The following is a 13,020-nucleotide window of genomic DNA, read 5'->3' on the forward strand; positions in this document are numbered from 1 at the left end:
TCCTTATCGCCGCTCATCGTCTGTTCCTCTCCCAGCTGAGCGTTCCCCCCGATTGTCTGCGTGCGCGTTCACGCGCAGCACGACAGGAGCGACGGATCGGTGGTGAAGGCCTTGGCGGCGATCCGGATGCCCTCGGCCATGGTCAGGTAGGGGGCCCAGGCGTCGGCGACCTCGGCGACCGTCTTGCCGAGCACGTGGACCCCGGCGGCGGCGAGCTCGCCGGCGTCCTTGGCGACGGCGGTGATGCCGAGAATCTTCCCGGTGTCGGCGTCCACGACGATCTTGACGAAGCCGCGGGTGTCGCGGTTGACCAGTGCGCGGGGCACGTGGTGCAGCGGCAGGACGCGGCAGTCGCAGCGGATCCCGGCGGCGACGACGTCCTTCTCGGTCATCCCGACCGCGCCGATCGCCGGGCCGGTGAACGTCACCCTCGGCAGTCGGGCGTAGTCCACGGCCCGGTCGGCGTCGGCGAACGCGTTCTCGGCGACGAGGGTGCCGTGGTGGGCGGCGACGTAGACGAACTCGGGGTGGCCGGTCACGTCGCCTGCGGCCCAGATCCGCGGGTGGGAGGACTGCATCCGGTCGGAGACGACCACCTCGCCGAGGTCCCCGGTCTCGACCCCGACCCTGTCGAGGCCGAGCCCGTCGGTGACCGGTCGTCGTCCGAGGGCGACGAGCACCTGGTCGGCGCGGAACTCCTCCCGCCCCCCGGCGACGTCCGCGGTGACGACGGCCTGCCCGGTCGCGGCGTCGCGGGACACCCGCGTCGGCAGCGCGCGGCGGACCACCCGGATGCCCTCGTCGGCGAACACCTCCTCCAGCGTCCTGGACACCTCCGGCTCCTCCTTCGACGCGAGCCGGGACCGGACCAGCACGGTGACCTGGGAGCCGAGCCGGGCGAACAGCTGCGCCTGCTCCAGGGCGACGTAGCCGCCGCCGAGCACGAGCAGGGACTCAGGGAGTTCGGTCAGCTCCATCGCCGTGGTCGAGGTCAGGTACCCGGTCTCGTCCAGGCCGTCGATCGGCGGGGCCCACGGCCGAGAGCCGGTCGCCACCAGGAAGTGCCCGGCCTCGATCGTCTCGGTGCTGCCGTCGTCCCCGGCGACCTGGAGGACCGGAGCGTCGGGGGTGCCGGCGAACGCGGCGTCGCCGCGGCGGACGGCCCACCCGTAGGAGTCGGCGACGTCGGCGTACTTCTCGCCCCGCAGCGACTCGACCAGCGCCTGCTTCCCGGCGATCAGGGCGGGCATGTCCACCGGCCCCGCCGTCGTCGCGATCCCCGGGAACCGGTCGGCGGCGTCGGCCGCGGAGTGCCGTGCGTCGGCCGCGGCGATCAGGGCCTTCGACGGCACGCAGCCGGTGTTCACGCAGGTGCCGCCCAGCGTCCCGCGCTCGATCATCACCACCGACTTGCCGAGCGTGGTCGCGCGGATCGCGGCGGCGAACGCACCACCGCCCGATCCGATGATGGCGAGGTCGTACTTCGTGGGCATCGCAGCTCCTGTCAACACTTGGTCTTCCGGTCTGTCTCAGCCATACTGGACCTTCCAGTGCAGGGGAAGGTCAAGAGGACTTCTGCCGAAAGAAGAGGGGGCCTGCGATGCGCATCGGGGAACTCGCCGAGCGGGCGGGAACGACGGCGAAGACGCTGCGGTTCTACGAGGAGCAGGGCCTGCTGCCGCCGGCCGAGCGCACGCCGTCCGGATACCGCGACTACGCGCCCGAGACGGCCGCCCGGATCGACTTCGTCCACCGCGGCCAGGCCGCGGGCCTCACCCTCGCCCAGATCCGCCAGATCCTCGACATCCGCGACGACGGCGCTGCTCCCTGCGAGCACGTGCGCGACCTCCTCGACGCACGCCTCGCCGAGATCGAGCAGCAGATCGCCCAGCTCGCCGCGCTGCGCGACACCATCACCGAGCTCAGACGCGACGCCGCGCAGCCCGACCCCGACTCGTGCAGCGCGGACCAGGTCTGCCGGTACCTGTAAACGGCAGAGCCGGTCGCACCAACGCCACAAGCCCGACATGCGGTATGAGAACCCCCTGTACATGGCCGAGGCCGCGGCCACCACGGACCTCATCTCCGGCGGCCGGCTCGAGCTCGGCGTCTCCCGCGGCTCACCCGAGGCCGCCCTCGACGGCCAGGCGCAGTTCGGCTACGCCCTCGACGAGGGGCAGACCTGGGCCGACGTGACCCGAGAGCGCGGACGCCGGTTCCTCTCGGCCGTGCGCGGCGAGGGCATCGCGACGCCGGACCTCACCTCCGGCTGGGCGCACAGCTCGCAGCCGCTGCGGATCGAGCCGCACTCCCCCGGGCTCGCGGACCGCATCTGGTGGGGGTCCGGCTCCGTGGGCTCGGTGGCCGGCGCCGCCACGGACGGCTACAACATGCTCTCCTCCACCCTGCTCCTGCAGGACGACGGCCGACCCTTCCACGTGCAGCAGGCCGACCAGATCGCCCGCTACCGGGAGGCCTTCGCCGCGGCCGGCCACACGGGCCCGGGCCGCACGGCGGTCACGCGCTCCGCGTTCGTCATCCAGGACCGGGAGGACGAGCTGTACTTCGGCCGGGAGCGGGCCTCGCGCGACTCCTCCGGCATGCTCGAGGGCGGCGCCGCCCGCTCCGGCCCGACCTATGCCGGGTCCGCCGAGGAGGTCGCGGAGAAGCTCGCCGCCGACGACGCCGTCGCCGCCGCCGACTGGGTCCTGTTCGCCAACCCCAACCAGCTCGGGGTCGAGTACAACGCGAAGATCTTCGCCGGCTGGGCGGAGGTCTGGCGCCTGCTCGGCTGGGATGCATGAGCGAGGCCCCGCCTCACCTTCCGGCCGCCGACGACGGCGTCGCCCGAGCCCGTCGCGCGCGCTGGGCCGTCACCGCCGCCTTCGCGACGAACGGCGCCCTGCTCGGCGCGCTCATCCCGCACTACCCGGAGGCCAAGGCCGCGTTCGGCCTGGACCCGGCCGCGTTCGGCCTGCTCGTCATCGCGCTCGCCGTGGGCGGCACGCTCGCCGGGCCCCTGCCCGCGCCGATCCTGCGCCGGTTCGGCGCCCGCCGCGTCATGCTCGCCGGCAGCGTGGCCATCGCCCTGCTCACGACGGCGGCCGGTCTCGTCCTCGACGTCGCCGGGGCGGGCGCGGGGGCCGGGCACGGTGCGGGCACGGCCGCGGCCTGGCCGCTGTGGGTCTTCGCGGGCCTCGTCGTGGCCTCGGGCGTGCTCGACGCCGTCGTGGACACCGCCCAGAACGCGCAGGGCCTGCAGGTGTAGACCCGGCTGGCCCGGCCCGTGCTCACGACCATGCACGCCGGCTGGAGCCTCGGAGCGGCCGCCGGTGCCGGGCTCGGTGCGGCGGTCATCACCGTGGGCGGCCCCGCGGCCCTGCACCTGGGGCTCAACGGCGCCGTGTGCGTCGCGGTGCTGCTGGGGGTCCGGCGCCTGTTCCTGGCGGAGGCTCCCGTGGACTCGGCGTCCGCCCGCGGCGCCGCGGATCAGTCACCCGCACCGTCGGAGACGTCCACGCCGCCTGCCCCGGCCGCCCAAGCCCTCCCCCGCCGCGCCGCCGTGGCCGTGCTCGTCCCCGCCGTGGTGATCGCGATGGCCGGGTTCGGCGTGGAGGAGTTCGGCAACGCGTGGGCCACCCTGTTCCTGATCACGGAGCGCGGCCTGGATCCGGCCGCGGCGGTGCTCGGCGCGTCGACGCTGCTGGGCGCGCAGTTCGTCGGACGCCTCGCGGGCGACCGCACCCTCGCCGCCCTGGGACGCCGCGGGGCGCTGACGGCGGGGCTGGGCGCCGTCGTCGTGGGGCTGGGGCTGGCCCTGGCGCCGCTGCCCGAGCCGGTGGCCGTGCCTGCCGCGTTCGCGGGGCTGGCCCTGGCGGGGCTCGGCTGCGCCGTGGTGGTGCCCGTGGCCTATGCGCTCGGCGACGAGGCGCCCGGGCTCCGGCCGCAGACCGGGCTGGCGGTGACGAGCTGGTGCATGCGGCTGGCCGGGGTTGGGCTCAGCCCGGCGGTCGGGGCGCTGGCCGGCGCCGTCGGTCTTGCACCGGCGCTGACGGTGTTCCTGGGCCTGGCCGCCGTCGGGGCGGTGCTCGCCGCCCGGCTGCCCGCCGCCCCGTAGGAACCGCTCAGTCGTCGTCGACCTCGCCGGCGAGGGCCTGGGCCGCCAGGTGCTCCTCGGTCGCGGCCTCCCAGATCTCCTTGGCGGCGGAGCCGTTGAGCAGCACGAGAAGCACGCCCACGATGATGTCCGCCCAGCCCGACGCCGTCAGCACCGTGATCCCGGACAGGGCGATCAGCACGACGCCGGCCACGAGGTCGTTGCGCGCCGCGAGCCAGGCCGCCCGGGTGAGGGAGCCGCCGTCGGTGCGGACGCGGGCCAGCAGGGCCACGCACACGATGTTCACGAGGAGCGAGCCGACGGCCGCCCCCAGCAGCACGCCCGCGGCGGGCGGCTCGGGGTCGCCGATCTTCGTGGCTGCCATGACGAGCGCCGCCACGGCCGGGAGCACGATGATCCCGGCCATGACCTTGCCGATGACCGCCTGCCGGGCCGCCGTCCACCCGAGCGCCACGAAGATCAGCAGGTTGACGGCGAAGTCCTCGAAGAAGTCGACGGAGTCCGCCACGAGGGCCACCGAGCCGATCCCCAGGGCCAGGATGATCTCGACCACCAGGTAGGCGCCGTTGAGCAGGGCCACCGCCAGGACGGTGCCCCGCAGGGTGCGGGTGCGCCGGCGGTCCGCTACGGCCGCCCGGTTCACGCGCCCGGCGCGTCGTCCACGAACACGTACGTGTCCACCAGCGTCCGCGCCGCGTTGCCGCCGATGAGCCCGTCCACGATCCGCTCCAGCGGGGCCATCGCCTCGTCCACCTCGATCTGCACGGGGTACTGGGCCACGAGCAGGGCGAGCAGGTCGGCCACGGCCTGCAGCGCGTCCTCCTCCCCCAGCTCCGGATCCCAGCCCACGAGCACATCGGCCGGCGCGTCCTGGCGCTCCGGGGTGTAGGACACCGCGAACGCGCGGATGCGCCCGCCCTCGGCCTTCGGCGCGTCGCGGAGCACGACGGCGCCCGCGGCCCCGGTGGCCGGGCCCAGCAGCAGCTGCTGGGCGGCCCCGACGCTCAGGGTCGACGGGTCCCAGGCGTGCACGGCGTCATAGAACGCGGTGACCGCCTGCGTCAGCTCGACGGAGCCGGTCGAGGCCTCCTCGAGGACCACGCCGTCCGGGTGCTCCTCCCCGCGCACGTCCGGCAGGCCGATGGCCCCCGGGGCGATCGCGACGCGGCGGGAGCGCTGCACGGGGGTGAAGCCCTCGGCCACGAGGAACGCCTCGGTGCCGGCGGCCAGTGCGGCGGTCTGGGACCGCACGGCCTCCGTGTCCACGGGCGGCTGGCCGGCCGGGCCCTCGGCGTCGGTCTGCGGGTCGGCACCGCTCACGCCGGGCACCAGGGCGTCCTTGGCGAATCGGGCCTTCAGCGCGGTCGTCGGGATGGCGCCGGCGGCGTGCGCCTCCGCGGCGAGCCCCCGCAGGGCCGCCACGAGCGCCCGGCCGATGCCCCGGCGCCGCTCGGCGGCCGCGGTCTCGACGTACAGCCACAGCCGCCGCGGGTGCACGGACGAGGCATAGACGACGCCGGCCGCCACCGGCACGCCGGCGGCCTCGGCCACGAGCGCGCGGCGCCAGGGCCGTTCCGCGTCCTCGGCGAGCATCGCCCGGTCCTGGTGCTGCTGCGCGTTGGCCGGGTCACCCCACACCTCGAGCAGGGCCAGGTCGTCCCCGGGCCGCCAGGGACGCAGCACGATCTCCCCGCCGGCGACCGCGGCGGAGTCGAACAGCGCGCCGCCGTCGTCGTGTCCCGCGGCCCCGGCCGCTCCCGTCACGTCCCCGCTCACTTGACCAGGCGCTCCAGCAGGTAGGACTTCACCTGGGACAGCGCCACGCGCTCCTGGGCCATGGTGTCCCGCTCGCGGATGGTCACGGCCTGGTCCTCGAGGGTGTCGAAGTCGACGGTGATGCAGAACGGGGTGCCGATCTCGTCCTGGCGGCGGTAGCGACGGCCGATCGCGCCGGAGTCGTCCGTCTCGATGTTCCACAGGCCGCGCAGCTCCGCCGCGAGGGACTGGGTGGCCGGCTGCAGCTCGGGCTTCTTCGACAGCGGGAGCACGGCGGCCTTGACCGGGGCCAGGCGCGGGTCCAGCTTGAGCACGGTGCGCACGTCCACGCCGCCCTTGGCGTTCGGGGCCTCGTCCTCGGCGTAGGCGTCCACGAGGAACGCCATCATGGCGCGGGTCAGGCCGAAGGACGGCTCGATCACGTACGGGGTGTAGTGCTCGTTGTTGGCCTGGTCGAAGTACTGCATCTTCGTGCCGGAGTGCGTCGTGTGCTGGCCCAGGTCGTAGTCGGTGCGGTTCGCGATGCCCATCAGCTCGCCCCAGCCGTCGCCGCCGGTGAAGCCGAAGTCGTACTCGAGGTCGATGGTGCCGTCCGAATAGTGCGCACGGTCCTCCGCGGGGACGTCGAACTTCCGCAGGTGCGCGGGGTCGATGCCGAGGTCGATGAACCAGTCCCAGCAGTCCTCGACCCAGCGGTCGAAGTGCTGTTTCGCCTCGGCCGGCGGCACGAAGTACTCGATCTCCATCTGCTCGAACTCGCGGGTGCGGAAGATGAAGTTGCCCGGGGTGATCTCGTTGCGGAACGCCTTGCCGATCTGGCCGATGCCGAACGGCGGCTTCTTCCGGGCCGCGCCCAGCACGTTGAGGAAGTTCACGAAGATGCCCTGCGCCGTCTCCGGGCGCATGTAGTGCAGGCCCTCCTCGTTGTCCACGGGGCCGAGGTAGGTCTTGACCAGGCCCGAGAACAGCTGCGGCTCGGTCCAGGCACCCTGGGTGCCGCAGTCCGGGCACACGATCTCGGCCATGCCCTCGGCCGGCCGGCCCTTCTTGGCCTCGAACGCCTCGAGCAGGTGGTCCTGGCGGTGGCGCCTGTGGCACTGGGTGCACTCCACGAGCGGGTCGGTGAAGGTCTCGACGTGGCCGGAGGCCTCCCACACCGCGCGCGGCAGGATGATGGAGGAGTCCAGGCCCACCATGTCCTCGCGGGAGCGCACGAAGGTCTTCCACCATTCCGCCTTGATGTTCTCCTTCAGCTCCACACCCAGGGGCCCGTAGTCCCACGCGGAGCGCGAACCGCCGTAGATCTCACCGGCCTGGAACACGAAGCCTCGGCGCTTGGCGAGGTTGATGACGTTGTCCAGCGGGGACTTGGCAGCCATGGGGGCATCACTTCCGTACTCATCGGCGGGGCGGGAGGGGATCACGACGACGACGGCGCCCGGCCGCCTTCGAGGCGGCGGGCCCGTTCCGGCGCGGCGCGCCGGTCGATCCCGTCCAGCCTACCGGCCATGATGGACACCATGACCGAGACGAACGCACCCGACGCCCAGCCCCTGCCCATCCGTGACGAGTCCATCCGCCTCGGCCAGGCGCTCAAGCTCGCCTCCCTCGTGGAGGACGGGGCCATGGCCCGCGACGTCGTCACCGACGGACTCGTCACCGTCAACGGCGCGGTGGAGACGCGCCGCGGCGCCCAGCTGCACGACGGGGACGTCGTCGAGTTCGCCGGAGAGGCGTTCGTCGTCCAGGCCGGGCAGGCCTGAGCCGACGCCGCGGCGGGCGGCCGCGGCGCCGTCGTCGAGCAGGTCCGGCGCGTCAGCCGCGGGGCGGCACCATGTGGGCGAGGTACTCCTTCACGTGGCCCAGCTCCTGCTCGTTGATCGCGTGGCCGAGCCCGGCGTAGACGATCTTCATGAGGTCCACGTGGGCGTTCAGCCAGGCATGGGTCTCCTCGACCCGGGGCTCGGAGATGATCGGGTCCTCCTGGCCGCGGCCCCAGAAGACCTTCGGTCGGACGCGGGCGACGTCGTCGTCGCGGGTGAACAGCTCGCGCAGCCGCGGCTCGGTGAGCTCCGGGTCCACCACGAAGCCGGACAGCGCCACGGTGCACGCGTAGGCCTCCGGGTCCAGGCGCAGCAGCGACGTGGCCATCGCCATGCCCTGCGAGAAGCCGAGCAGGGAGACGGTGCGGAAGTCCCCGCGCACCGCCTGCACCCAGGCGTGCAGGGCCTCGACGGCCTCGCGGACCGGCTCGGCGGTGGAGCCCAGCTCGCCCGTGACGGGGTCCTGGGAGAGCGGGAACCAGGCGTGGGAGCCCGGCTGCAGGGGCAGGGGCGCGCGGACGGCGGCCACCGTGACGTGCTCGGGCAGGTGCGGGACGAGGCCGAACAGGTCGTCCTCGTTCGCGCCGTAGCCGTGCAGGACGATCAGCAGGTCCTCGGTGCGCTCGCCCTCGGGGCGGGACCAGCGGACGACGGGCTCGACGGCGGGGGTGGGGTTCGCGTTCACGTCCGCCAGCCTAGCGAGCGGCACGGTCGGCCCCTCCCGGAGGTTGACCCCTCCCGCGCGACGTGGGCAGAATCCTACCCGTGGGTAACCCATCCTCCTCCCAGCCTCCGCACGCCTCCGACGCGACCCCGGTCGACGACCCCGCCGCCCATCCGTGGCGCCGCTACGTCGCCATCGGGGACTCGTTCTCCGAGGGCATCGGCGACCCGGACCCGGACCGTCCCGGCTACCACCGCGGCTGGGCCGACCGCCTGGCCGAGGAGCTCTCCCGCCTGACGCCGCCCGGCGAGGACCTGGCCTACGCCAACCTGGCGGTCCGCGGGAAGCTGCTGGACCAGATCGCCGAGGACCAGGTGGAGCCGGCGCTCGCCCTGCGGCCGGACCTCATCAGCGTCTGCGCGGGCGGCAACGACATCCTGCGCGGCGCGGACCCGGACGAGATCGCGGTCCGGTTGGACGCCGTCGTCGAGCGTCTGGCCTCCGACGGCGCCACCGTGCTGCTGTTCAACGCGACCGACGTGAAGGGCACGCCCGTCATCGGCCGCATCCGCGGCACCGTGGCGATCTACAACGAGAACGTGCGCACCATCGCGCTGCGGCACGACGCGCTGGTGCCGGACATGTGGTCGCTCAAGGACCTCGCCCGGCGGGAGATGTGGGCCGAGGACCGCCTGCACTTCTCTGCGCTCGGCCACCACACGATCGCCGCGATGGTGCTGGACACCCTCGGCGTGGAGCACGGCCTCGAGCACCTGCGCCTCTCCCCGCCGGCGCCGCGCACGTGGCGCGCGGCCCGCGCGTCGGACGCCGCATGGGTGCGCACGCATCTGGCGCCGTGGGTGGTCCGCCGCCTCCGCGGCGTCTCCTCCGGCGACGGCGTCACGGCCAAGCGCCCCGTCCCCGAGCCGCTCTTCGGCGCGCCGATGCCGCAGGGCTCGGACCACACCGAGCCGCTGGACATCGTCGAGCCCTGAGCCCGGCCGGCGGGGACCGGTGGCCGTTTCCCGAACGACAGTGCCGCGACACGCCGCCGTTTCCCGAACGAAAGTTCAGAGGGCGAGGGTGCGCTTGAGCGTGTCGGCCACCTGGCCGTATTCGGTGAGGAAGCCGTCGTGGCCGATGGGCGAGGCGATCGTGTGCACCGGCGGCCGCGCGGGCAGCGCCGCCGCGAGCGCCTCGGACTCGGCCGGCAGGTAGAGCCGGTCCGAGTCGACGGCGGCCACGAACGCCCGGCCCCGGTAGTCCGCGAGCGCCGCCGCCACGCCGCCGCGCCCGCGCCCGACGTCGTGGCCCATGAGGGCCTCGGTGACCACGAGGTAGGAGTTCGCGTCGAACCGGTCGGTGAGCTTGGCCGCCTGGTGGTCCAGGTAGGACTCCACGGCGTAGCGCCCGCGCCCGCCCGGCACCCCGACGACGGCGCCGAACGGGTCCTCGACGCCCTGCGGTTCCCGGCCGAACCGCTGGCCGAGCTCTCCCGCCGTGCGGTAGGTGGTGTGGGCGATGCGCCGGGCGATGCCCAGGCCGGCCACGGGGCCGGGGCCGGGGTAGTAGTCGCCGCCCTGGAAGTCCGGGTCGAGGCGGATGGCCGCGGTCTGGGCCTGCCCCCACGCGATCTGGTCGGCGGAGGAGGCCGCGGTGGCGGCCAGCACACCCACCCCGGCGACGCGCGCGGGGTGGGTCGCGGCCCACTCGAGGGCGCGGGCCCCGCCCATCGATCCGCCGATCACGGCGCGCCAGGCGCCGATCCCGAGGTGGTCGGCCAGGCGCCGCTCGGCCTCGACCGCGTCCCGCAGCGTGAGGAACGGGAACCGGGAGCCCCAGGGCCGCCCGTCGGGGGCGGGCGTCGAGGGCCCGGTGGAGCCGTGGCAGCCGCCGATCATGGCGGGGGCGACCACGAACCACCGGTCCGTGTCCACGGCGCGGCCCGGGCCGACGAGGGCGTCCCACCAGCCCGGCGTCGGGTCCTCCTCGTGCGCGGCCACGTGCGCGTCGCCGGTGAGGGCGTGCAGCACGAGCACGGCGTTGGAGCCGTCGGCGGCGAGGGTGCCCCAGGTCTCGTAGGCCAGCTCGACGTCGGGCAGCAGCCCGCCGGTCTCGGTGCGCAGCTCGCCGACCCGCAGGCGGTGGCGGCCGCCGCGGGGCAGCGCGGTGCGCGACGGACGCGTGGCGACGGCGGTCATGCCCGCTCCCCCGCGTCGTCGTCGCCGCGGCGGGCGGCGGCCGCGAAGCCGCGCTCGAGGTCGGCGAGGATGTCCTCGACGTCCTCCACTCCGAGTGAGAGCCGCACCAGACCGGGGGTGACGCCGGCGGCGCGCTGCTCGTCGTCGGTGAGCTGGGAGTGGGTGGTCGAGGCCGGGTGCACCACGAGCGAGCGGACGTCACCGATGTTGGCCACGTGGTGGTGCAGGGTGAGCCCGTCCACGAACGCGGCCCCGGCCTCGCGGCCGCCCGCGATCTCGAAGGAGACGAACGCGCCCGCGCCCTTCGGCAGGTAGCGCTGGGCCCGCTCGTGCCACGGGCTGGACTCCAGGCCGGCGTAGACCACGTGCTCGACGTCGTCGCGGCCCTCCAGCCAGCGCGCCACCGCGGCCGCGTTGGCCACCTGCCGCTCCATGCGCAGGGACAGGGTCTCCAGGCCGAGGTTCACCAGGAAGGCGTTGAACGGGGAGATGGCCGAGCCGTAGTCGCGCAGCAGCTGCACGCGCGCCTTGAGGATGAAGGCCAGGTTGGCGCCGAGCGGCGAGCCCACCCCGAGGTCCCGCGCGTACACGAGGCCGTGGTAGGACTCGTCCGGCTCGTTGAAGCCGGGGAACCGCTCGGCGTGCTGCGCGTAGTCGAACGTGCCGGCGTCGACGATCACGCCCGCGATGGCCGCGGCGTGCCCGCCGAGGTACTTCGTGGCGGAGTGGGTGACGACGTCCGCGCCGTGCTCGATCGGTCGCAGCAGGTACGGGGTGGCCAGCGTGTTGTCCACGATCAGCGGCACGCCGGCCTCGTGGGCGGCGTCGGCGACGGCGCGCACGTCCAGGACGTCCCCGCGCGGGTTGCCGAGGGTCTCGCCGAAGAACGCCTTGGTGTTCGGCTTCACGGCGGCGCGCCAGGACTCGAGGTCGTCCGGGTCGGTCACGAACGTCGTCTCGACGCCGACCTTGGCGAGGGTGTGCTTGAACAGGTTCTGCGTGCCGCCGTAGAGGCTGGCCGAGGCGACCACGTGGTCGCCGGCGCCGGCGAGGTTGAGGATCGCGAACGTCGTCGCCGCCTGACCGGAGGCCAGCAGCAGCGCGCCCACACCGCCCTCGAGCGCGGCGATCTTCTCCTCCACCGGGCCCTGCGTCGGGTTGCCGATGCGGGTGTAGAGCGGGTCGAGGTCCTTGAGCGCGAACCGGTCCGCGGCCACCTGGGCGGACGGGAAGTCGTACGAGGTGGTCTGGAAGATCGGCAGGGCGGTCGCACCGAAGGCGTGCTGGCCGACGGCGACGCCCGCGTGGACCTGCGCGGTGGAGAAGCCCCAGGCGTCGGGGGTCGGGGTGGGCTGGTCGGTCATGGCGGACCCTCCTGAAGGGTTCAGGGGCCGGACCCGGCCGCCCCGCCCGCCGGCCGACGTGCCGATCCGCGGACCGGCGTCGTCGAGGTGCCGGAGATGACCCGGCGCCGTCGAGAGGGGCCGTGGGATCGGCCCGCGCTTGCCGGCGTCCGTTGTGGGGCCGGCCTGGTCGTCACCCGGGGCACCCCACCGCGGAAGGAGGGTTGCCGGTCAGCATGCCGGGGCCTGTTGCTGACTCTCGTGACCGTGCCTCCGAGTGTAGCCCGCCGCCCCGCCACGATTTCGTCACGCGTGTCACACGTGGATACGCTCTCCGCACGGGGCGCCCGACCCGTCAAGGGCTCGACGCCCCTGGACTCGCACCAGGTCAACCCCCGGGGCAGCCCGGGAACGGAGAGGAACAGCGCAGTGCACACCTGTCGCATGGACCACGTGTCCTACGCCGCCGGCCCCGAGGGCCTGGACGCCACGGTCGCCCGCATCGCCGAGACGCTGGGCATCGAGCGGATCAAGGGCGGTGTCCACCCACGTTTCGGCACCCAGAACGCGCTCTTCCCCATGACGGAAAGGCAGTATCTGGAGGTCGTCGAGGCCCTGGACCACCCGGCCTCCCTCAGCGCGCCGTTCGGCCAGCTCGTGCGCGCCCGCACCGAGCAGGGCGGCGGCTGGATGAGCTGGGCGGTGGCCACCCCGGACATCGGCCGGTTCGAGCGCCGCCTCGGCCGCGAGGCCGTCCCCGGCAACCGTCGCTTCCCGGACGGCCGCGAGCTGTCCTGGCGCCAGATCGGCATCAAGGGAACCCTCGCGGACCCGCAGCTGCCGTTCATCCTGCGCTGGGCCGACGGCCAGGAGGACATGCACCCCTCGCAGGCGGCCGAGCCGCAGGCCACCATCGAGCGCCTGAACATCGCCGGCTCCCCCGAGCGCCTCGCCGAGTGGCTCGGCGACGACGAGGACGGCCAGGTCCAGGACGTGAACATCGAGTACGTCGCGCCCTCCGGCACCCCGGGCATCGTCTCGGTCACCTTCCGCACCCCGAAGGGCGAGGTCACGCTCTGAGCGCGGGGGCGGGGCC

Annotated in this window: 14 protein-coding genes and 1 riboswitch; of the genes, 7 read left to right on the forward strand and 7 right to left on the reverse strand. The window is 74.1% G+C overall.

Going from position 1 to position 13,020, the window contains the following annotated elements:
• Nucleotides 1-68: 68 nt before the first annotated feature.
• Nucleotides 69-1,493, reverse strand: coding sequence for a mercury(II) reductase (gene merA / locus NR072_RS00980; protein WP_010079213.1), 1,425 nt, complete (start codon nucleotides 1,491-1,493; stop codon nucleotides 69-71).
• Nucleotides 1,494-1,600: 107 nt separating this feature from the next.
• On the opposite strand from merA, the gene NR072_RS00985 reads away from it, so the two are divergent.
• Genes NR072_RS00985 through NR072_RS01000 form a run of 4 tightly spaced genes read left to right on the forward strand, consistent with a single transcriptional unit; the run spans nucleotide 1,601 to nucleotide 4,117 of the window.
• Nucleotides 1,601-1,990: a heavy metal-responsive transcriptional regulator gene (locus NR072_RS00985; RefSeq protein WP_010079214.1), complete on the forward strand. Its 390-nt coding sequence runs from the start codon at nucleotides 1,601-1,603 to the stop codon at nucleotides 1,988-1,990.
• 37 nt (nucleotides 1,991-2,027) lie between these two features.
• Nucleotides 2,028-2,804, forward strand: coding sequence for an LLM class flavin-dependent oxidoreductase (locus NR072_RS00990; protein WP_256835849.1), 777 nt, complete (start codon nucleotides 2,028-2,030; stop codon nucleotides 2,802-2,804).
• Complete coding sequence (locus NR072_RS00995; RefSeq protein ID WP_256835851.1) at nucleotides 2,801-3,268, forward strand: hypothetical protein; 468 nt, start codon at nucleotides 2,801-2,803, stop codon at nucleotides 3,266-3,268. Before NR072_RS00990 ends, NR072_RS00995 begins: the two co-directional genes overlap by 4 nt.
• A gap of 18 nt (nucleotides 3,269-3,286) precedes the next feature.
• Nucleotides 3,287-4,117, forward strand: a complete 831-nt coding sequence (locus NR072_RS01000) for an MFS transporter (RefSeq protein ID WP_223247515.1) — start codon at nucleotides 3,287-3,289, stop codon at nucleotides 4,115-4,117.
• 7 nt (nucleotides 4,118-4,124) lie between these two features.
• On the opposite strand, the gene NR072_RS01005 is transcribed toward NR072_RS01000, so the two are convergent.
• From NR072_RS01005 to NR072_RS01015, 3 genes are read right to left on the reverse strand one after another with little or no spacing between them, the layout of a single operon-like run.
• Entirely contained in the window at nucleotides 4,125-4,760 is a 636-nt protein-coding gene (locus NR072_RS01005; protein WP_256835853.1) for a cation transporter, read from the reverse strand.
• The gene (locus tag NR072_RS01010; RefSeq protein WP_122054121.1) at nucleotides 4,757-5,893 is read right to left on the reverse strand and encodes a GNAT family N-acetyltransferase; all 1,137 of its coding nucleotides are present in this window, start codon (nucleotides 5,891-5,893) and stop codon (nucleotides 4,757-4,759) included. Before NR072_RS01010 ends, NR072_RS01005 begins: the two co-directional genes overlap by 4 nt.
• A complete protein-coding gene (locus NR072_RS01015; RefSeq protein ID WP_122054119.1) occupies nucleotides 5,890-7,272 on the reverse strand; it encodes a glycine--tRNA ligase in 1,383 nt (460 codons plus the stop codon). Before NR072_RS01015 ends, NR072_RS01010 begins: the two co-directional genes overlap by 4 nt.
• A gap of 141 nt (nucleotides 7,273-7,413) precedes the next feature.
• On the opposite strand from NR072_RS01015, the gene NR072_RS01020 reads away from it, so the two are divergent.
• The gene (locus NR072_RS01020; RefSeq protein ID WP_036317588.1) at nucleotides 7,414-7,656 is read left to right on the forward strand and encodes an RNA-binding S4 domain-containing protein; all 243 of its coding nucleotides are present in this window, start codon (nucleotides 7,414-7,416) and stop codon (nucleotides 7,654-7,656) included.
• 52 nt (nucleotides 7,657-7,708) lie between these two features.
• Here NR072_RS01020 and NR072_RS01025 read toward each other — a convergent pair whose 3' ends face one another.
• Nucleotides 7,709-8,401 (reverse strand): alpha/beta hydrolase, encoded by a 693-nt coding sequence (locus tag NR072_RS01025; protein ID WP_036340883.1) that lies wholly within the window; start codon nucleotides 8,399-8,401, stop codon nucleotides 7,709-7,711.
• Nucleotides 8,402-8,481: 80 nt separating this feature from the next.
• On the opposite strand from NR072_RS01025, the gene NR072_RS01030 reads away from it, so the two are divergent.
• Nucleotides 8,482-9,375, forward strand: a complete 894-nt coding sequence (locus NR072_RS01030) for an SGNH/GDSL hydrolase family protein (RefSeq protein ID WP_041103533.1) — start codon at nucleotides 8,482-8,484, stop codon at nucleotides 9,373-9,375.
• Between the two features lie 75 nt (nucleotides 9,376-9,450).
• On the opposite strand, the gene NR072_RS01035 is transcribed toward NR072_RS01030, so the two are convergent.
• Both NR072_RS01035 and NR072_RS01040 read right to left on the reverse strand, forming a co-directional pair.
• Nucleotides 9,451-10,581 (reverse strand): homoserine O-acetyltransferase, encoded by a 1,131-nt coding sequence (locus tag NR072_RS01035; protein ID WP_101965803.1) that lies wholly within the window; start codon nucleotides 10,579-10,581, stop codon nucleotides 9,451-9,453.
• The gene (locus NR072_RS01040; protein WP_101965802.1) at nucleotides 10,578-11,945 is read right to left on the reverse strand and encodes a bifunctional o-acetylhomoserine/o-acetylserine sulfhydrylase; all 1,368 of its coding nucleotides are present in this window, start codon (nucleotides 11,943-11,945) and stop codon (nucleotides 10,578-10,580) included. Before NR072_RS01040 ends, NR072_RS01035 begins: the two co-directional genes overlap by 4 nt.
• A gap of 130 nt (nucleotides 11,946-12,075) precedes the next feature.
• Nucleotides 12,076-12,191: riboswitch (SAM riboswitch) on the reverse strand.
• Between the two features lie 177 nt (nucleotides 12,192-12,368).
• Between NR072_RS01040 and NR072_RS01045 the strand changes: the two genes are divergently transcribed.
• Nucleotides 12,369-13,004: a VOC family protein gene (locus NR072_RS01045; RefSeq protein WP_101965801.1), complete on the forward strand. Its 636-nt coding sequence runs from the start codon at nucleotides 12,369-12,371 to the stop codon at nucleotides 13,002-13,004.
• The last annotated feature ends 16 nt before the right edge of the window (nucleotides 13,005-13,020 follow it).

The sequence above is a fragment of the Micrococcus sp. Mcc89 genome (assembly GCF_024519795.1).
Taxonomy (GTDB): domain Bacteria; phylum Actinomycetota; class Actinomycetes; order Actinomycetales; family Micrococcaceae; genus Micrococcus; species Micrococcus luteus.